Origin of the sequence: Sulfurovum sp. (assembly GCF_015493435.1) — a bacterium.
Lineage (GTDB): Bacteria > Campylobacterota > Campylobacteria > Campylobacterales > Sulfurovaceae > Sulfurovum.
On record NZ_WGDD01000026.1, the window covers coordinates 46216 to 66310 of the forward strand.

The 20095-nt window shown below is 43.4% G+C and carries 20 protein-coding genes and 1 tRNA gene; 12 read left to right on the forward strand and 9 right to left on the reverse strand.

Annotation, left to right across the window (positions count from 1 at the left end; translation table 11 throughout):
• Positions 1-1101 precede the first annotated feature (1101 nt).
• Genes aroB through bioV form a run of 5 tightly spaced genes read left to right on the forward strand, consistent with a single transcriptional unit; the run spans position 1102 to position 7277 of the window.
• Entirely contained in the window at positions 1102-2154 is a 1053-nt protein-coding gene (gene aroB, locus F8L24_RS04270) for a 3-dehydroquinate synthase (protein ID WP_294952219.1), read from the forward strand.
• The gene (locus F8L24_RS04275) at positions 2151-3842 is read left to right on the forward strand and encodes a mechanosensitive ion channel domain-containing protein (protein ID WP_294952221.1); all 1692 of its coding nucleotides are present in this window, start codon (positions 2151-2153) and stop codon (positions 3840-3842) included. The genes aroB and F8L24_RS04275 overlap by 4 nt, the downstream gene beginning before the upstream one ends.
• Positions 3839-5092 (forward strand): tRNA (N(6)-L-threonylcarbamoyladenosine(37)-C(2))-methylthiotransferase MtaB, encoded by a 1254-nt coding sequence (gene mtaB, locus F8L24_RS04280; RefSeq protein WP_294952224.1) that lies wholly within the window; start codon positions 3839-3841, stop codon positions 5090-5092. Before F8L24_RS04275 ends, mtaB begins: the two co-directional genes overlap by 4 nt.
• Positions 5067-6740, forward strand: coding sequence for an ATP-dependent metallopeptidase FtsH/Yme1/Tma family protein (locus tag F8L24_RS04285; RefSeq protein WP_294952225.1), 1674 nt, complete (start codon positions 5067-5069; stop codon positions 6738-6740). The genes mtaB and F8L24_RS04285 overlap by 26 nt, the downstream gene beginning before the upstream one ends.
• A gap of 3 nt (positions 6741-6743) precedes the next feature.
• Positions 6744-7277 carry a pimelyl-ACP methyl ester esterase BioV gene (gene bioV / locus F8L24_RS04290; RefSeq protein WP_294952227.1) on the forward strand — a complete coding sequence of 178 codons (534 nt, stop codon included), beginning with the start codon at positions 6744-6746 and terminating at the stop codon, positions 7275-7277.
• A gap of 10 nt (positions 7278-7287) precedes the next feature.
• Here the strand turns inward: bioV and F8L24_RS04295 are convergent, their stop codons facing one another.
• The 4 genes from F8L24_RS04295 to F8L24_RS04310 all read right to left on the reverse strand — a co-directional run bounded on the left by F8L24_RS04295 (position 7288) and on the right by F8L24_RS04310 (position 12245).
• The gene (locus F8L24_RS04295) at positions 7288-8511 is read right to left on the reverse strand and encodes a hypothetical protein (protein ID WP_294952228.1); all 1224 of its coding nucleotides are present in this window, start codon (positions 8509-8511) and stop codon (positions 7288-7290) included.
• 48 nt (positions 8512-8559) lie between these two features.
• Complete coding sequence (locus tag F8L24_RS04300; RefSeq protein WP_294952229.1) at positions 8560-11370, reverse strand: helicase-related protein; 2811 nt, start codon at positions 11368-11370, stop codon at positions 8560-8562.
• Between the two features lie 12 nt (positions 11371-11382).
• Positions 11383-11709, reverse strand: coding sequence for a hypothetical protein (locus tag F8L24_RS04305; RefSeq protein ID WP_294952231.1), 327 nt, complete (start codon positions 11707-11709; stop codon positions 11383-11385).
• A gap of 74 nt (positions 11710-11783) precedes the next feature.
• Complete coding sequence (locus tag F8L24_RS04310; protein WP_294952233.1) at positions 11784-12245, reverse strand: hypothetical protein; 462 nt, start codon at positions 12243-12245, stop codon at positions 11784-11786.
• A 129-nt stretch (positions 12246-12374) separates the two neighbouring features.
• Here F8L24_RS04310 and F8L24_RS04315 point away from each other — a divergent pair, with 129 nt between their 5' ends.
• From F8L24_RS04315 to F8L24_RS04335, 5 genes are read left to right on the forward strand one after another with little or no spacing between them, the layout of a single operon-like run.
• The gene (locus F8L24_RS04315) at positions 12375-13043 is read left to right on the forward strand and encodes a DUF308 domain-containing protein (RefSeq protein WP_294952236.1); all 669 of its coding nucleotides are present in this window, start codon (positions 12375-12377) and stop codon (positions 13041-13043) included.
• Positions 13000-14382, forward strand: coding sequence for an APC family permease (locus F8L24_RS04320; RefSeq protein ID WP_294952238.1), 1383 nt, complete (start codon positions 13000-13002; stop codon positions 14380-14382). The genes F8L24_RS04315 and F8L24_RS04320 overlap by 44 nt, the downstream gene beginning before the upstream one ends.
• A 4-nt stretch (positions 14383-14386) precedes the next feature.
• On the forward strand, positions 14387-14566 hold the full coding sequence (locus tag F8L24_RS04325; protein WP_294952241.1) for a hypothetical protein: 180 nt from the start codon (positions 14387-14389) through the stop codon (positions 14564-14566).
• Positions 14567-14575: 9 nt separating this feature from the next.
• Positions 14576-15493 (forward strand): EI24 domain-containing protein, encoded by a 918-nt coding sequence (locus F8L24_RS04330; RefSeq protein ID WP_294952244.1) that lies wholly within the window; start codon positions 14576-14578, stop codon positions 15491-15493.
• Entirely contained in the window at positions 15493-16332 is an 840-nt protein-coding gene (locus F8L24_RS04335) for a M90 family metallopeptidase (protein WP_294952247.1), read from the forward strand. Before F8L24_RS04330 ends, F8L24_RS04335 begins: the two co-directional genes overlap by 1 nt.
• Here F8L24_RS04335 and F8L24_RS04340 read toward each other — a convergent pair.
• The 4 genes from F8L24_RS04340 to F8L24_RS04355 are packed head-to-tail and all read right to left on the reverse strand — an operon-like array spanning position 16325 to position 18396.
• Complete coding sequence (locus F8L24_RS04340) at positions 16325-17656, reverse strand: APC family permease (RefSeq protein ID WP_294952250.1); 1332 nt, start codon at positions 17654-17656, stop codon at positions 16325-16327. The genes F8L24_RS04335 and F8L24_RS04340 overlap by 8 nt on opposite strands.
• A 6-nt stretch (positions 17657-17662) precedes the next feature.
• A complete protein-coding gene (locus F8L24_RS04345; protein ID WP_294952253.1) occupies positions 17663-17893 on the reverse strand; it encodes a hypothetical protein in 231 nt (76 codons plus the stop codon).
• A 23-nt stretch (positions 17894-17916) separates the two neighbouring features.
• Positions 17917-18123, reverse strand: coding sequence for a hypothetical protein (locus F8L24_RS04350; protein ID WP_294952254.1), 207 nt, complete (start codon positions 18121-18123; stop codon positions 17917-17919).
• Positions 18124-18132: 9 nt separating this feature from the next.
• A complete protein-coding gene (locus tag F8L24_RS04355; protein WP_294952256.1) occupies positions 18133-18396 on the reverse strand; it encodes a hypothetical protein in 264 nt (87 codons plus the stop codon).
• A 59-nt stretch (positions 18397-18455) separates the two neighbouring features.
• Here F8L24_RS04355 and F8L24_RS04360 point away from each other — a divergent pair, with 59 nt between their 5' ends.
• The gene (locus F8L24_RS04360) at positions 18456-18875 is read left to right on the forward strand and encodes a DUF255 domain-containing protein (RefSeq protein WP_294952259.1); all 420 of its coding nucleotides are present in this window, start codon (positions 18456-18458) and stop codon (positions 18873-18875) included.
• Between the two features lie 9 nt (positions 18876-18884).
• On the opposite strand, the gene F8L24_RS04365 is transcribed toward F8L24_RS04360, so the two are convergent.
• A tRNA-Arg gene (locus F8L24_RS04365) sits at positions 18885-18960 on the reverse strand.
• A 129-nt stretch (positions 18961-19089) separates the two neighbouring features.
• Here F8L24_RS04365 and F8L24_RS04370 point away from each other — a divergent pair.
• Complete coding sequence (locus tag F8L24_RS04370) at positions 19090-20010, forward strand: manganese-dependent inorganic pyrophosphatase (RefSeq protein ID WP_294952263.1); 921 nt, start codon at positions 19090-19092, stop codon at positions 20008-20010.
• Positions 20011-20095: the final 85 nt, after the last annotated feature.

The window sequence follows — 20095 nt, forward strand, 5'->3', positions numbered from 1 at the left end:
GGTTGAAATAGCAGTTCTGGGTGCTATATCGATTCCTACAGGTACGATGACAGCATAATGGACAATAAGTATTAAGAAAAATAGGGTCAAAGGAAGAAAAAGGATGTCCTTTCTTCTGCCTGTAATGGATACTGCGAATGAAAAAAGAAATAGAATGATAAACCAGTGATGGGAGAAAACCAATTTAATATGTTCTTTTAAAAAGTGCACAGAACGTTGTATATTTTCCCCTAAATCATGGAAAGAATGAATATAGTGGGGTGCCCGCCAGCCTGCAATAGTAATAAAGTGGCCAAAATCCATATAGACAATCACTTGTGCCACAACATAGCCCGACACAAACCCGGCTGCCCATGCCGGTATTAGTTTGTATACAAAAAATACAACATTCTGTTGGCTGCTGTGATCGAGAAAATAGCGTAAAAATAACAGGGGTAATAAATAATAATAATTGCTTATCGTTCCAAAAAATAAAATTCCGAATAAAACGAAGTATAAAAATAGATTGAGTTTTTTTTGTAAAAAAACAGCTAAGAGCAATACTGCCAATGCCGGTGCTGACGTTGCCGGCCACAGTATTGCATTATATAACGGCGGAAACTGTATGAAGAACAGGGACACCATAAGGGAATAATAGTGGTCTTTTGACCATTGACAGAGTGCGGTAAATATAAAATAGCCAAAAGAACATACGATAAATATCGATAGCATTTCGCCGGACAGACGGGTTAATATATTAAAAAATATATAATTGATCCATCTTCCTTCCGTGGCAACTTTGAATCTATAGTAAGTATCGGCATCAGTCATATAGTAGAGAGAATCATGCCGATAAATATGTATTTGCAGCATATCGTACACCATGGAAAAAAATAAAAAAATACTCAAGAGCAGGAATACGGCAAAAAGATGGTTTATCTTGTCATTACCACCCTTCAAACCTAAAAATGTGATTATTTTATCCATAAGGACTATCCTGTATTTAGTTGGTGCAGCACTATCTTATCTCAAAATTGTTTGCAGAGAGATAATCATCGGCAGAACTTGCTTTAAGGGCATATAAGATAAAATAAAGCAAATTATTATACCAAGGTTTTCCCGATGATCGTCCCTATTGAACTTGTTCCTTCCCAGCCTGTCAAATATGATATCACCATAGACAAACTTCCCTGTCTGACATTCCAGACCAAAGTAGTGGTTGTTACCAATCCGACTGTGGCGGGGTTTCATCTTGAAACACTTTTAAAACATATAGAAGCGAGTGAACTTCATATTGTGACCATTCCGGACGGGGAACAGTATAAAACACTTGAAACAGTAGAGAATATCCTCAATGAATGTTTTGAACACAAACTGGACAGAAAATCCATGCTGATCGCATTTGGCGGCGGTGTCATTGGTGATATGACGGGTTTTACCGCCAGTCTCTATCAGCGGGGGATCGACTTCATACAGATCCCTACCACTCTTTTAAGCCAGGTCGATGCCAGTGTCGGAGGGAAAACCGGTGTGAACAACAAATACGGCAAGAACCTCATTGGTGCATTTTATCAGCCCAAAGCGGTCTATATAGATCCTGCGTTTCTGAAAACCCTGCCTGCAAGAGAATTTGCCGCGGGTGTGGCGGAGATCGTTAAAATGGCTGTCATGTTCGACCAGGACTATTTTGAATTTCTTATGGGGGCAGACCTTTCCGAGGAAGAAGTACTCAAGGAAGCCATACGCAGAAGTGTTGAGCTCAAAGCCTGGGTCGTGAACCAGGATGAGAAAGAAGCAGGTATCCGTGCGGTACTGAATTACGGACATACTTTCGGTCATGTCGTGGAAAATGAGACCGGCTATACCACCTATCTGCACGGTGAAGCGGTTGCCATAGGGATGGTCATGGCCAATGCACTGGCAGTTGAACTCGGCTTGATGAGTGAAGCCGAAGCGGCACGTATTAGAACACTTTTGGAGCGCTTTTCTCTTCCTACCGACTATGTGATCAGGGATGTAAATGATTTTTATGAACATTTCTTTCTCGATAAAAAGAGTGCGAACAACAGCATTAAATTCATTCTGCCGCAGGGTATAGGAGGACACAGGATCGTTCAGGATATTGACGAGACCGTAGTCAAGAATGTTTTGAAAAAATTCGGAGCACAGGTATGATGCACAGATTTCTTTCTGTCTCTTTATTCTGCAGCCTACTGCTTTGGGCTGCACCGGCGACAGAGGAGAATGCGACTCCGGCCATGCTTCATCCGCTTCACGAAGTGAACCAAACCGCGGCACAGCCGGCAGCCGGACAGAAGAAACTGAAGACAAACCGCATCAATATGCTTTTAATGGAAAAAAAAGTATTGGAGAAAAAACTGCTCGACAATAACATCTGGTCGAAGATATACAGCAATTACCATGTCTATCAGGAATTGAAAAAAAATGAAGAAAAGCTCAATGACAAGATCAACGTGCTGAACCGTACGCATATACGTACAGCCAAAGAAGAGCGTGAACTGGAACAGAAGATCAATGAGCGTGAGATACTTCAGGGCAAGCTGCAGCTTCTGCGGGAATATGAAAAAAATCCTTTTAAAAAATTCCTCACACCGCCGGAAATAGGAGAAACACCGACCGTAGGCAATCCATTTGCGGTGATCTCCGCACTCTCCTATATCAAAAAACTGCAGAGTGACCAGGAAGAGTATGCGAACCGGTACCGTTCTCTTCAGACGATCATGGAGAAATTCATGAAAAGAAAACGAATACTTGAGGAACTGACAAGCCTCGACAAAAAAAACGAACACTTCAAGCAGGAACTCAAAGACAGTACAGAAAAGATCAATACGTTCATACCGATACTTGAAATTTTTAAAACCACGCAGGAAGTGTATGACAAAAAAATAGATGAAATCAAGCTCAATCTTCGTGCAGATATCAAAAAAGAGATGGAAAAGGCTACTGTCACGGGAGGGATCATCCTTTTCTTTGTATTGTTGATCTTTATTATCAAATATCTCGTCCGTCGCTATATGTCGGACAATGAACGCTTTTACACCATTAACAAAGCTCTGAATATTACATTTGCGACACTGCTGATCTTTATTCTGCTTTTTGCCTATATTGAGAATGTCAGTTATCTTGTAACGATCCTCGGATTTGCCTCCGCGGGTATCGCGATTGCCATGAAAGACTGGTTCATGTCCATTATGGGATGGTTCGTTATTATTATAGGCGGATCCATTCATGTGGGTGACAGGGTAAAGTTCGTTCGGGGCAATGTCGAGTATGTAGGGGATGTTGTAGATATTTCACTGCTCAGAATGACCATTCAGGAAGATGTGACTTTGACTTCCTATATGCATAACCGAAGGGCCGGAAGGATCATTTTTGTTCCCAACAACTTTGTGTTTACCGATATGATCGCCAATTACAGCCATGCCGGATTAAAGACGGTATGGGATGGTATTGATTTTATGATCACGTTCGATTCCAATGTTTCAAAAGCAACTTCCATCACCAAGGAGATCGTAAAAAAATATTCCAAAGGATATACGGACATCACCCGTAAACAGCTGAATAAACTCAGAAGCCAGTACAGTATGAAAAATACCAATGTCGAACCGCGTGTCTACAGTTTCATAGAGCCCTACGGCATCAAGGTGAGCGCCTGGTACCATACCAATGCCTATGCGACGCTGACGCTGAGAAGTACTATTTCATCAGAGATCATCGAACGGCTTCAGGCAGAAAAAGATATTTTCCTGGCTTTTCCTACACAGTCTGTCTATCTGGATAAAGATGTGCGAAAACCTTTGCCTCCCGAAGAGATCCAGGATGATGAGGAGACTTTGGCATGAGCAGCAAAAAAGTTTTTTTTAAAACCTTCGGATGTCGGACGAACCAGTTCGATACACAGGTAATGATGTCAAAACTGAAAGAGTTCGAACTTTCACAGGATGACACCCAGAGTGATATTATCGTCGTCAATTCCTGTACGGTGACCAACGGGGCGGACTCTTCGGTGCGAAACTATATTTCATCAGTCAAACGAAAAAACCCGAATGCCCGGGTCATACTTGCCGGATGCGGTTCGCATTCCAAAGGCGAAGCACTTTTTGGGGACAACAAAGTCTTTGGCGTGATGGGACATTCCGAAAAAGAAAATATCAATGAGATCCTTAAAAAGGAAACGCGTTTTTACGAGATCGGCGACCTTGAACATATTGATTCAACGATCGTAGAGGAGTTTGTAGGAAAAAGCAGGGCTTTTATCAAAATACAGGAAGGCTGCGACTTTCAATGCTCCTACTGCATTATCCCTGCAGTGCGGGGCAATGCACGTTCGCACAAAGAAGAAACGATCCTCGAACAGATCGACAGACTGGCAGCCAACGGATTTGGAGAATTCATACTGACGGGTACCAATGTAGGAAGCTACGGACGGGACCATGGTACCTCTATGGCAAAACTGCTGAAAAAAATGAGTATGGTCCGCGGGGTACGGCGTATACGCATAGGCAGTCTTGAACCCATTCAGATCGATGATGAGTTTATGGAACTGCTTGACGAGCCGTGGATGGCGAAACATTTGCATATCGCACTGCAGCATACTTCAGACAAAATGCTTGAAGTAATGAACCGCCGTAACCGGTTTGCAACTGACCTGGAACTTTTTCACAAAATAGCCCAGAGAGGATATGCATTGGGAACAGACTATATCGTCGGACATCCCGGTGAGGATGAAGAGGCATGGAAAGAGGCTGTTTCCAGGGTGAAAGAGTTGCCTTTGACCCATGTGCATGCCTTTTCCTATTCCAAGCGTGACAATACTGTTTCGGCAGCAATGAAGCCGGAGATACGCGGCAATATTGCCAAAGAGCGCCACCGTGAACTGACAGAAATCATCAAAGCAAAGAATTTCCTCTTCAGGCGGGAACACAGCAATGGTCTGGAAGTGTTGCTTGAACACGGCAAAAATGGTGTTTACAGCGGGTTTGACCAGTATTTCAACCGTGTAGAAGTCAAAAGTGATGAAGATCTCAGTGCAAACTGGGTACTGCTCAATCAGGTGGAGGTGGGACATGAAAGCAACAAGGCACAGCTTTAAAACCAAACTGTTCGGAAAAAAGAATATCCGGATCATTCTTTCCCTGCTTGCGCTGATCGTATTTCTGCTCGCCTATGCCGCTTTGCGTGATTCGGACACACTCATTACCCACAAGCAGGCAAACCTCCTCTACAGCAAAGACAAGATAAAAAAAGTGATCGTGGATGGTGACTATGTGCACCTCGTCACCCAAACACATCGCTACAAGATTTATAAAGATGCCATCAATACGGCGGCCTTCTTCAGCAAATACCCTGTAGAGGTCAAAGAAGACAAAGGCTACCTCTTCGATATTCTTCTGCTTGTGATCCTTCTTGCTTCTATTATTTATCTGTTCAACATGATGAGAATGAACCGTCTTCAGCAGATTCGGCAGATACGCGGTGAAAGAGAAGAGCATGCAGAGATGTATGAGCCGATTCAGGCACTCAAGTCTCATGTGACATTCAAAGATGTTGCCGGTATCAAAGATGTCAAAGAGGAACTTGAAGAAATCATTGATTTTCTCCGTGAGCCGCAAAAATACCGTGAGATGGATATCCGTCTGCCCAAAGGTGTGCTGCTTGTAGGCCCTCCGGGTGTAGGGAAAACGCTCATCTCCAAGGCGGTTGCAGGGGAAGCCGGTGTGCCGTTCTTCTACCAGAGCGGTGCATCTTTTGTCCATATTTATGTAGGAATGGGAGCCAAACGTGTCAGTGAACTTTTCAAAAAAGCCAAGCAGATGGCGCCCAGCATCATTTTTATCGATGAAATCGATGCTGTAGGTAAAAGCCGCGGAGAATTCCGGAACGATGAACGTGAAGCGACACTCAATCAGCTTCTCACCGAGATGGACGGGTTTGAAGAGAGTTCCGGCGTGATCGTTATCGGGGCAACGAACAAGATAGATGTTCTCGATGAAGCTCTGCTCAGGGCAGGGCGCTTTGACAGACGTATCCATATTTCCCTGCCCGATCTTGAAGAACGGGTTAAAACACTTGAACTCTATCTGGCGCACAAGCCAAACAGTGTCGATATAGAGAGCGTGGCGCGTATGACAGTCGGTTTCAGTTCGGCTGCACTGGATACACTTACGAACGAAGCTGCGATCTATGCGATGCGGGAGGGGCGAAAGATTGTCGAGAACAGTGACTTTGAAGCGGTAAAGGAAAAAGTACTGCTCGGCAAACGGAAAATACTCAGTTTTACCGAAGAAGAGCGGAAAATACAGGCCATATACCAAGGGGCCAAAGCGGTGGTAGCGACCTGGCTGGATGTGGAGTTTGAAAAAATAGGCATCGTCAATACCCAGCTTGTCCGTCAGGAACATGAGATCCTTTCACGCTCCAGGCTTATGAATCGTATCAAAGTCTATCTTGCGGGAAGTATTGCGACCAAAGAGCACTACAATGAGCAGTTCACCAATGCGAGTGCCGATATAAGACAGGCCAAAGAACTTCTTAACAAAGTGATCTATACCTATGCCATGAGTGACAATTTTGTTGTTACCCCGCTGCAGGAAGAAACGCTGCTCAGAGAAACGGTTTCGGAAGTGACTGCCCTTGTCAAGACACTTGACAAGGCAATTGCCGAAGTGTCAGACTATTTGCTTCAGCATGAGAACATCAGCCATGAAGAATGCCAAGAAATTATGCGGGTACTTTTTTAAACAATGCATTATTTCAACGGTTTCTCTCTGCGGGGAGAAGAAAGATTTTTCAGCGAATATCTGGTGAAAAGTGATTTCTGTGCAGCCGGTTTCAGTTTTGGAGCGCAGCAGGCGTTTGAATATGTTTTAGGGCATCAAAAAAGGATAGATCGTCTCATCCTTCTCTCTCCTGCCTTTTTTCAGACACAAAAGAAAAACTTTCTGCGTACACAGCTGCATTATTTTCAGGCAGACCAGGCTGCCTATATCTCCCAATTCCTGAAAAATGTTTCCTATCCGTCTTCTGTGGACCTGACAGACCTCCTGCATGTCGGCTCCAAAGAGGAACTTGAATCACTCTTGTCTTACCGGTGGGAAAAGGAAAAGGTCATGCAACTTTTGGAAAGAGGTGTGACCATTGAAGTGTTTCTGGGAGAACAGGACAGGATCATCGATCTGGAAGCGGCTTATGCTTTTTTTAAACCCCTCGGGGTCACTTATTTCATTAAAGGAGCAGGGCATCTGCTCCTGGAAAAGGAACCGGGAAATAACTGCTGAACAGCAGAGATCATTTCTTTTCTATCAGTTTTGTCAATTCGTAGTATTTTTTCTCTATCTGCATATTTTCAAACGGAACGATGCTGGGTACCTGTATCTTGCTGACTTCCGAGAACATATTCCGGCTCTCCGAGATCAGTTCGTACAGGTCTGCACTGAGGACAACGGTTTTATAGGTATTTCGCGCCAGCATAAGGTTTCTTTTTGTGATCTTCATGGCATTGATCATACTGATCTTTGATGTAATGAGATCCTGTTTGTAGAGTTCTGCCACATGTGCGGTAAGCTTCTGTGTCTGCATATTTTTTTGGTAAATACGCCTGCGCCGCTCGCTTATTTCAGAGTCGGCAAGACGTTGTGTTTCCCCTGCCATCTTTTGGGCTTCGAACATAATGGCATCGATTTTTGGAATGTAGCGGCGGTCGACTTTGTCGATGTACTTTTGCTGTATATAAACGACCAGCTCCAGGGTAACGAGGTGCAGACCGTAGTATTTTTTGGCATAGCCGAGATCTTCATGATTTTCTTTCATCAGTACCATGATCTGACTGGTAATATGTTTAAGTACATCCATCATCAGTGCCATTTGTATGATGTCATCACCGTCTACACGGCTGAGCAGAACATTGATCTGTTCAGGGGTGAGTGTGACACCTATGTCCGAAAATTGTCTGATCAGTTTCCCCTTGACCTGTGTGATACGTGTCTGATATTGCCGGTTCTCTCCCTGTAAGGCTTCGATTTTTGCCGCATAGTCCGCTTTGGTTGTCTTGATACTGCTTTGAAGCGGTGCGCTGATCTTTTTTTCTCTGTAAAAAGCAACAGTGTTCTTGTTGGCTGAAATATCCTGTTCCAGACTGTTTATCTCTTTTTTGTATGCCATGAAATCATCTTCGATAAGGGTGTTGATGATCTTGTTGAAAACCTTGTCTATATCTTCCTGGATATCTTTTTTATCCGAACCGATCCAGGCAGATTCCGGTGCTTTTTCCAGCTTGTTCGTATAGTCCAGACCCTCTTCCAGCTGTGGCAGCAATGTATCCCAAAGGGCATTCATATGGGCTTCTTCACTCTCTTTTTTGCCGGGGACGGCGGGTTTGAGTTCTTTGTAGAGTGTAACGGTTTTGTTTTTAGCATTGTTGTACAGTTCTGTACCCTGTTCGAGCATATCGGACTTCCAGTCCGCCTGCAACAGCGTTGCTGCCGTTAAAAAAAGCAGAAAGTCTTTTCTCATAAATAGGTTCCTTGATGCATTTCTTGTGTGTATTATATCACCGTTTTCCTATCGTCTGCGTCTGCCTCGGTATCCGCCCCGGTGTGATGCCCCTCCGGAACCTCTTTTGTTTTGGGTATGACAGCTGTCGCAGATGGAAAACCGGTAGGAGAAGTCAAGTACTTTTCCGCATTTTCGGCATTTTTTGGTAAAGTGCCCCTGCCGCAGTGAATTTTCTATATAGTGGTTGAGGCGGATACGTGCCTGTATCGCTTTTTCGACATCTTCAAAAATGTCCGGAAACTTGAAACTCAGCCAGAGATAGAGCGATATTTCCCGTACACGGTCTTCGGCATTGAGAAGCATATCGTTGGTCTGCGCAAAAGCCGGAAGATCCCGCGGCGGTATATAAAGTACCTTTTTACCTGCTTCGATCTGTTTAATGTAGCGGTGAAAGACAGATTCGATGTAGGGAGAGGAGATACTTGCCGGTGCGCAGGCAAGGTAGAAACGTGTTTTAAGATCGAGCTCATATTCATCTACAATGGCTGCGATCTCAAGCATGGAGTCAATATTGGCTGCCATAAAGGGGCCGTCAAATTCCATATTGTCGGCAAAAAAGCCCAGAATAGCAGTAATGTTCTTTGTTTCGAGTATATCGCCTATGAGCATGACGTGTTCGAGATTTGCCATGACAGAGACAGGCATTTGAATGTCCGGAAGCGGTGCATGGAAAGCTTTGGTAACCGTATCGAGAGCAAGCGGGTCAAGTGCCCCCACGTATCCTTTTTCTTCAAAACCGTATCTTCCGGCGCGGCCGGCGATCTGCTGCACTTCTGAGGGGAGCAATTCACGGCGGCGAAGTCCGTCAAATTTGTTGTCCTTGGCAAAAAGCAGGGTTCTGATGGGAAGGTTGAGTCCCATAGCAATGGCATCAGTGGAAACAAGTATCTGACTTTCTCCTTCCCTGAAACGTCTCGCTTCTTCACGTCTTACTTCGGGGGAAAGATTTCCGTAAACCACGGAAACAGAATACTTTTCAGAAAGCTGCTGTTTGAGGGAGAGAACTTCTCTTCTTGAAAAAGCGACAAGGGCTGTCTGCGGTTCTATCTTCCGCATTGAAACAGGATATTTCATCATGCCCAGTTCATTTTTACGCTCAAAATGGATGACTTCAAGTGTTTCCCCGAGATAGTCACACAGTACTTCAACTGCATGCAGTGCATTGATGGAACCGGTAAGGATCACTGTCTTTGCCGGCGCACCTATCAGTGCGTTTGCCCAGGCCCATCCTCTGTCACGGTCAGAGATCATCTGTATTTCATCGATGACACAGACATCGACATCTACAGAGCTGTTCATCATTTCAATGGTTGAAGAAATATGGGTGGATTCTTCGTCAATGATCTCTTCTTCACCGGTAATGAGAGAAACATGCACCCCTTCTTTCCTGAGGTTTTCGTAGCCCTCAAGGGCAAGAAGACGGAGAGGAGCAAGATAATAGCCGGTAGTGGCTTCTTTGAGTGTTTTGAGTGCGCTATAGGTTTTTCCGGAGTTGGTCGGTCCAACATGAAAAATAATTTTTCGCTTCAATTCTCTGGCAAGGGGGAAAAGGTTTTTAAAATCACGTATTGTTTGTGCCAGAAGTGCTTCACGTTTCTGTTTTTCAAGAAGCGGTTTGATGTATTCACCAAAATGAAAAAGAATACGCCGCCGGCTTTTTTCTTTGAATTTCAAAGTATGTGAGGTACGTATCTGGGGTTCTACAAAACGTACGATGAATTCATGCAGCGTCTCTTCTTCAATATCGAGTTTGGCACTGAGTTCTTTCATTTCGTCGAGCAAGTCGCTGATAGCCACTTTAAAATGTGCCAAAAGGTCATCGTTGACACGGTTGATATCTTCTTTGACCGGAAGATCCATTCCTCTCCAGACGAAAGAATAGAAAAGCGGTTTCTCGTAGGAGGCAGAAGTATTGTAAAACAGCGTAGTTCCAAAGAGATCGTAAAATTTTTCTTTTTCTACAATAATATGGTCCGTACTTTCGAATACCTCGTATTTTTCACTGATACGATGCAGAATGCTTTCTATGGTTTCGAGAGGAAGTGGAGCATGATATACCTGTGATTCCGGAGGCATGCGCTTCAATGCTTCTGCCATCTGCTGTTCGGTAAGGTAGGGATGTTCTTTCTCATGCAGAAAGCTAAGAAAACGGCTTATCTCATCTGTACGTGCCGAGACAGCTTCTGCTTTGATTTCCTTCATTCGCGAAAGGATCTTTTCATCGGACAGTTCCCACATTTCCTCCAATGGCAGAGGAGGGGTGGTACACTGAAGCAGTTTGTTGAAATCAAAGTGGTTGAACGTAAAAACAAAAGAGTGGTAAAACGTCATTTCATTCAGTGTGTTGAATTCTACTTCAAGAGATTTTTCCAGCAGGGCAAGCCGGCCTTTCATTCTGAGATAATGCAGTTTTCCTATGATCTTTTCCGGTGTGACCTTGGCACTTTTGACATTTATGAAAGCATCGAGAAGCTGATTTTCCTCCTCTCTGCTGTGTTCGACTTCATCAAGGATATGCAGTATTTTTTCTACTTTGTCCAGAGGAGCGGTACGTTTGCTCTTATGTACGGCTTTATGACTCCGGGTAAGATAGGAGACGATGAGCTCTCTGGCACCTGCTCCCTCTTCACTCCAGACACGTCTGAGTGCCCGTATCATATCATCGGGTTCATGGGTATCGAGGTCAAGTTCAAGCAGCATCACAAGTTCAATGAGTTTGTCTTCACTCAGTGTAGCGACCCCTTCGTCAAAGGGAAGACCGTTAAAGTAATTCCGTATTTTATTGTTCAGTTTTATCAGATATTTTTTCTTTGCCATACGACAGTATATCTAATCTACTGTAACAATATCTACCAGTTCCACACCTTCGCATTCTTTCCTGAGACGTTTGTGTTTTCGTGCATCTTCTTCTGCCAGTTCAAGAAGATCGGCGAAATCGTTTTTGCTTGCATTGAATTCAAAGACTGTTTTATGGCTTTTGATCAGAATGTCAACAGGCGTACTGCTTTGCACATCGATATTACGCAAGCCTTTGGCAAATTCGCTTTTGATCGCTTTGAGTACTTTTTCATTTTCGAGCAGCTGTTTCAGCTCCAATTCTATGTAGACATCATTTTTGCACATGACTGTATAGCTGACTTTTATCATACCTTCCATCACATCCTCCATTTTTTATTAGGTATCATAGTCAAATTTCAGAGAAAAAGAGAAAAAAATGTCATATTGTCATATTATTTACTGACAATACCTTTGTTGATGTAGTAGACATCCTGGTAAATACTGAGTCCTGCCGAGTCTTCCTTGGCTCTGTATTCACATACTGTCATCCATCCCCGATCGCTCCGTTTGAGAGGAGAACACCGGCGTTCCACAACAGCATCAGGATGTTTAAAATGTTTTTGCCAATAGTTCCTGACAAGCAGCGGTGTACCTGTCTTGTACCTGACCTTCGGTTTTTCTCCGAACTTCTCTACATATTTCCTGAGGGCTTCTGTTTCCCTGGCAGAAAGTTTTGTCGCTTCCTCGTTTTTTTTCTCAATATAATTGTCTATTTTACTTTCAGAAGGAACGGTAGAATGATCTATCATCCAAAAAGGTGTAGTGAGCCACAATAGTATGCCGGCAATTATTAATAAAACATATTTCATCGTTACTGCTTCTTTCATCTGCTTATAGTGTATTGGTCTAATCATAGTCTATTTTTTCTTTTAGCCATATTTATGGATATGTCATTCAAAATATGCCGATGATTGATTAACCTTAAGTTTAATATAGGGCCGTATAATACTTCTGTATATTAATATAAATATGAAGGACATAGGATGTGGAAATACCCAAAAGATGCACATGCACTTGAAAATTTTGGAAAACATGCAAAAACGGCAGGAATTATTTTAATGGTGATCGGAGCTATAGGGGCGATGTTCCCCATAGCAGCCTCACTGACGACATTGGTGTTCGTATCGTGGATATTGGTTTTCGCAGGAATACTGACAGGATACTTTACCTACAAAAGTAATGCCGGAGACTGGACGGGGTGGCTGAAAAGTCTTATTTTTCTCGGGGTAGGAATTTATATGCTTGTATCTCCTGCCGGAGGTATTGCAACACTGGGGCTTATTTTTGCCATTTATTTTTTCATGGATGCCTTCAGCGGTTTTATTATGGCCAGTTCGTTCTACCCCAATAAAGGCTGGGGGATATGGACATTGAATGCTGTACTTTCGCTTGCTATGGCTATGATCTTTGTAATAGGGTGGCCGCAAACCTCTATTCTTCTGATCGGTCTTCTTGTCGGGTTCAGTCTCTTTTTCGATGGACTTGCACTGGTCATGGGAGTCAATATTGTGAAGAATCTGCAGCAAATACGCCCGGAAAAAGATACGGGTGATGCAGAGAGTACAGAAAATAATACAGCCAAAAACAATAACGCTGAGAATCATAAAAATGAAAGCAGTACTGTGGAGCCGAAAAACAATGACGGACACTAAAAAAGCCTTTGGAGTCTGGAGTGCCGTATTTCTCGGTATTGGCTCCATGGTGGGTGCGGGTATCTTCATCGTTATCGGTCAAGCCGGTGCCATTGCAGGAAACCTTGTGTGGCTTTCTTTTATCTTTGGAGGTATTGCAGCGCTTCTGAGCGGATACTCTCTTGCCCGGCTCGCAATCACCTATCCATCGAGAGGGGGTATCGTCGAATATGTCGTGCAGGGCTTCGGTGAAGGGGTTTTTTCGGGAAGTACAGGGGTACTGTTTTATTTCTCACAGCTGATCGTCATTGCCGCTGTGGCAAAATCGTTCGGTACGTATGCCGGTACCTTTATGCATGCCGATGCCATGATACAGAATCTTTTTGCTTTGGGCGTGGTGGGGCTTTTCATTCTCATCAACCTGATAGGGGCTTCCCTGGTAGCAAAGTCTGAGAATATCATTGTTTTTATCAAAGTGACGATACTGGTTATTTTTACCGGTGTGGCACTTTTTTATGTCAACCCGAAGCTGCTCAGTACTGCTGATATGCCTCCGCTTAACAGTATGCTCTTTGCGGTGGGACTGACATTTTTCGCCTATCAGGGTTTCAGTGTCATTACCAATACCGTTGAAGATATGCAGAACCCGAAACAGACGATGCTTAAAGCAATGACCATTGCCATTTTATTTGTAGGAGTACTTTATATTTTAACCAGTATTGCCGTACTGGGAAACCTTTCGCTTCCCGAAGTGATCAAAACCAAAGATTATGCCTTGGCACAGGCGGCAGAACCGATCTTCGGTCCCATTGGTTTCAAGATCATGGCTGCTACAGCGCTGCTTGCAACGGCATCGGCCATCAATGCCACACTGTATGCGGCAACGGAGATCGGCTATACGCTGGCAAAAGACGGGGACCTTCCCGAAGATTATACGTACAATGTATTTCACTCTTTTGAGGGACTTGTCATTTCGGGGCTGCTGATCATACCGATGATCCTCTTTTTAAATCTTTCGCAGGTTACTACGATCGCCGCACTGGTTGTGCTTATTATACAGGGATTGACGCATGTGGGGCATCTGCTGCGCATCAAAGAGACCGGTGCCAACTTTTATGTGGTGCTCGGAGCAGCGCTGAGTATGTTTGCCATAGCCGGCTTGACCCTTTACTATACCAGTATAAAACAGATGCCTATGATCGCATTTTATATTTTTGGTGCGTTTGTCCTGGCATTCGCGGTCGAAATACTTTTGCGTTTGACTACAAAAAGAGTTATTAAAATTCAGACAGATGTCAAACTGATCGAAAAATTCGAAAAAAATGTTGAAAATAAGTTTAAAAAAATGATAGGAGAATAAACACATGGATGAAGAAAAAAGAGTCATTATTGGCGGAATTGACATACCTTTTATGGATTTAGTGGTATTATTAATCAAATTGGCTTTGGCTTCAATACCGGCTATGATCGTCATATTCGGTTTCATAGCGTTAATGTCGACTGTTTTTGGAGGGGTATTTAACCTCTTTATGTTCAAAATGTAAAGGAATACTATGAAAAATGCGATGAGATCGGTTGTTTTTGGTTTTAAAGAGATCCTCAACTGGCATACAATGTACTATGCCCTGATCAGCGGCTTACTTGTTACCGCTGTATGGACAGGTATCGGATTTTATTTTTGGGACGGGCTGATGTCTCTCAGCAGTCATATTATTGGACTGGTGCCTTTTTCCATGATACGGTCAAACGGGGCATGGATGCTTTCAACCTTTCTGTGGCTGCAAGCTGTTCTGCTGACATTTGCATTGGTTTTTGCCTTCTTTGGCAATCTTATTCTGCGACGTGTCTCAAAAGAGAAATATACATATTTTTCTCTCATCGTAGCGGGGCTCAGTGCCATACTTTGGGCTGTTGTATGGTTTTTTAAAGGTAACTATATTTACCACCAGTTCCTCAAACTGCTTACCTGGCTTCCGTTTGAAACCATAGATAAAGGTATTGCTTTTCTCATCGGCTTTTACCTGATCTACAATGCCATTGTGATGACACTGCTTTTTGTTGCAAGTATTTTCAGTGAATCCATAGTCGTTTCGGTGGAAAAAAGACATTTTGATGATAAAGAGGTAGTGCGTGACCATTCTTTCAATGTCATAGGCTATACCCTTAAAGACACTCTGATCTTTGCTGGTATCTCTCTGCTGGCCTTTCCGCTTCTGTTCATTCCCGTGCTGAATATTATTGTGCAGGTATCCCTTTGGATCTGGCTTATCAAAGATACGCTGACGTATGATGCTGCTTCTCTCAGTTATGAAACAGTAAACAAAGAAGAGCTCAAGGCACATAAAGCGGGGATTTGGTACATCAGTCTGATGACAGCATTGTTCAACTTTATTCCCGTACTTAACCTCTTTGGCCCGTATTTCGGAGAGATCGCAATGTTTCACTATATGAAAAGTGTTCAGAAGCAGTAATGGGGGAATATTACCTTAATCTGCTTGTTTTTGTCGGACTGGCCGGATTCTCCATCCTCCTTTTCTGGCTTTTCTTTGCCTACAGAGAAAAAAAACAGCTGCAGCAGATAGCTGCATTGCCTTTTACCGATGAACAGCGTGCCTATCTTGCGCACCTTTCACACTATCAGCATCTTCCTTCGGAAGATAGAGAGCGTATCGAACGTTCTATTCTGCGTTTTATCCATACCAAAAAATTTATCGGTTCGAAACTGGATGTAACAGAAGAGATGAAAATCATCATTGCGTTTTATGCTTGTTTGCTGCTGCTGCATATAGAAACAGGCAACTGTTATGACAATCTTCAAACCATCATCGTATACAATCAGCCTGTGGTCATAGACAAAGTACAGAACAACGGCGGTATCTTTTCACAAGAGCAGTTTCTCATCGACGGACAGTCTGCCAACGATACTGTGGTCATCATTTGGCATGATGCCAAGAGAGAAGCGTATCATCCAAGAAAAGACAATGTTATTGTGCATGAGTTCGCCCATGAGATCGATTTTATGGATGGCGAGATAGATGGAATACCTCCGATGGAGCGTTCCAAATATCATGAGTGGACCAATGTTCTTTATGGGGAATACAAAAAATTAAACAAGATTGCCCTGAAGAACAGAGACTGGGGCGACTACAAGTTTATCGGTGAGTATGCAGCGACAAATGAGGCAGAGTTCTTTGCCGTAATCAGTGAACGTTTCTTTGAATCACCCGTCAGTTTGAAAAAGAAATTCCCTGATCTTTACAATGAACTCAAAACTTTTTATAAAACCGACCCGGCTGTTTTGTTCAGTTAACTTTCTGGGAACCGAGTACTTCCTCTTTTTCAAGGTCTTTGTCAATATAGGGTGCGAGTCTTTTCTTCTTTAATGAATAGTAGGTGAGACTGAAAACAGATACAGCAAAAATAACAATGCCGCTTGTTATAAGCGATCTTGGAGAGTGTATCAGGTTGTGCCCGATTAGAACAGCAGTTGCACTTATGCCGAGCAGTGCTCCTCCGCCGGAAATGAAACGGTTGCCTCCCGTCTCCCTGTAGAGTTTGAAATTGGCAACATTGACCAGTGAAAAAACAACAAGAAAACCGATACTCCCCGCAACGGAAATATTGTCAAGGTCAAAAGAGGTCGCAAAGATGACACCAAGCAGGGCGATAATGATCATGCCTTCATAGCCGTTTTTGAACTTCTTTTCAAATCTGCTTGGCAGCTCGCCGTAGCGTGCGACCAAGTAACTTGTACGTCCGCCGCCGTAAAGGGTTGCATTGATGGCGGAAGCTGTTGAAAGCAGGGCGGCAATGCCGATAATGATAAAACCTGCCTTGCCGAAAAAAGGTTCTGCTGCCACTGCAAGTACATAGTCCTGTGCCGTTTTTGCTTCTGCAAAAGTAAGGTTCCCTACCGTTACTGCTGCTATCCAGACATAAAGAATGATGACGAAAATAACGGCAGAGTAGTATGCCCAGGGAAGTGTTTTCTCCGGGTTTTTCACATCACGTGCTGTATTGGCTATGAGTTCAAAGCCTTCGTATGCGAGAAAGATGATCAGTCCGCCTGTTACAACAGAAGGCATGGGCATCCACTGCTGCGGTGCCATATGTGTCATATCGATGGAAGCAGTACCCACGGCGGCAAAAACGATCAGGATAGCCAGTTTGATGAATACCATGACATCTTCTGTCCGTCCGGTCATGAACGCACCAAGCAGGTTGATAAGCATAAAAACCAATATGACGCCTGCGGCCAGTGCCTTATGTATCCAGACGACATCAGTACCTGCTATCAGGGCAGAACCATAGCTTCCGAACGCATAGGCATAGAGTGCCAGCATGATGACATAGGAGATAAGCAGGAGGTTGTTGATAATAGAAGAGAAGAGTCCGTTGCCGAAAGCCTGGACAATAAATTCAATGCTTCCGCCTTCACTGGGATAGCGCAAAGAGAGTTTGACATAGGAATAGGCGGTCACAAGGGCAATAAAACCCGCGATAAAAAATGCAATAGGAGCAGCCCCTTTGGCAAGATCTATCGTCAAACCGAGCACGGCAAAAATACCGCCTCCCACCATACCGCCCACACCAATGCTGAAAACTTCGATGAAGCCGATCTTTTTTTGCTCCATTGGGTATCAGTCTTTAACGTGGCATTTTAAACTTTGTGCTTTGATCGCATGGAGGCGGTTGAGAATATGTTCAAATTCGCCGATATCTTCCTGATATTTTTTTTCAAGAGTCGCTTTTTTCTCTTCTATCATTTTGATCTGTTTTTCAACATCTTCGGGTTTGGCATGACACTCTTTGGCTGCATCCTGCTCTTTTTCCAGTACCCAGTCCATTGCTTTTTTCATAAATTCCATCATTGTTTATCCTTTTGTGTTAATGTTTAAATAAGGCCAAGTTCCGCGAGAATTGCTTCTACCTTGGGAGAAATACGTGCCAGTTCGTTAATGAACGTCCCCCATGCCTGGTCTTCTGCATACCATTCTTCAATGTGCTTCATGGAATTGCTCTTTTCTTCGGGACTCAAGTCCGCAGATTTGTCAATATTTTCCTTGATCCGTTCCAAGTGTTTTAAATTGCTGTTACTCATTGCTTTCTCCTAATATTCGTCGTATTTTCCCTCTTTGACCTCACTTTTGAGCTCGTCGAGTGCTTTCTGTATTACATCGATAATCAACTCTGCCGACTGTCTGTCGTCATTTTCGGGAATATCCCAGTCAAAGATTTTCATATTGGCTTTAAAAAGCAGTCTAAGTTCTTTTGTGATCTGAGATTTCATCATTTCTGTTTCTTTTTCCTGCGGTGTCATTAACCACTCCTTGTAATAAATATGGTCGTATTCTATCACTTTTATATTAACCATTTATATCTTTTTAGGGTAATATGTCAGATAATATACCAATACAAGTCCAAGGAGAGGGTATGAGAATACTTTTTTTATCTTTTTTACTGACGTACAGTCTGTTTGCGGCTAATGCCGCTGAGGCAGCCAAGACACTGGGGGCGGAGAATCGTTACAGCAGTGCAGTGGCGAAAGCACAGAAAGAGAAAAAAATGCTGATCATGGTGATCGTGAAAGAACATTGCCGCTGGTGTGATAAAATGGTTGATCGGACATTGTCTGACAGCACTGTCAAAAAAGCAATGGAAAACTATGTGACACTGATCGTAGACAAAGATGATGATTTTCCTACGGATTTCAAAGAGAATTTTTTCCCGTCTACTTTTTTTATTGATGCTGCGACACAAAAAAGTGTGTATGAAAGTGCCGGTTTTGTGGGAACGAAATGTTTTTTGAATGACTTGAACGAGTCACGTAAAATACGTGATGAACTCTATTAGAGGGTGAAGTGGTGTCCCCGGGAGGACTCGAACCCCCAGCTAGGCCTTAGGAGGGCCCTGCTTTATCCGGTTAAGCGACGAGGACTTCATTGTACAGACGGCATTATAGCAAAAGATGTTTTGATTTTCCCACACCCATGAAACAATTCAGTCTATTTTTTTGGCTTTCTAACCCTAATAAGCTATAATACGAAAAAACTTACAGGATATAATCATGGCAACCTATATTTTCGGACATACAATACCTGACACTGACTCTATTGTCGGGGCAATATCACTTTCCTATCTTAAAAACCATCTCGGTGAGGACTGTGTACCTGCACGACAGGGAGAAGTGAACCCTGAGACGAAATGGGTACTTGAAAAATTCGGTTTTGAAGCACCGCAGCTTAAAACTTCCTATGCGGGAGAGCATGTTTATCTTATTGATTTCATGGAACGCTCCCAGAGTCCGGAAGATATCGATGACGCAACGATCCTCGGAATCGTTGATCACCATAAACTGGGAGACCTTACCACCAAGACACCGCTCGAAATGTGGGTACGTCCCATAGGATGTTCCAATACCATCGTTAAGCAGATGTTCGACTACTACAAAGTGGATATTCCCAAAGATCTTGCAGGGATGATGCTGTGTGCCATTTTAAGCGATACCGTGATCTTCAAGTCACCAACCTGTACCAAAGAAGATACCAAAGCCTGCAAAGAACTCGCAGATATCGCAGGGATAGAAGACTACAAAACAGTAGGCATGGAAATGTTCATTGTCAAATCGGATGTACTGAACGCAACACCGAGAGAGCTTGTGACACGTGATTTCAAAGATTTCAACATGGGCGGAAATTCTATCGGTGTAGGGCAGCTTGAGGTAGTGGACCTTTCAGTCTTTGACAAGATGAAAGCGGATCTTTTCGAAGATATGAAGAAGCTCAAAGAAGAGGGCGGGAGACACTCTGTCCTGCTGATGCTTACAGACATTATGAAAGTCGGTACACAACTGCTTGTCGTCAGTGATGAACCTGAAAAAATAGAACATGCATTCAATATAAAACTTGAAAACGGTGAAGTCTGGCTTGATGGTGTTATGAGCCGTAAAAAGCAGATCATTCCTTTTCTTGAAAAACAGTTTGCCTAATCTGTTTCGGTGTTGCGGGTGCATGGCACCGGCAGCCTGTACACTTTGGGATAATTATGCTATAATGCCCCACAATTTAAGCGTA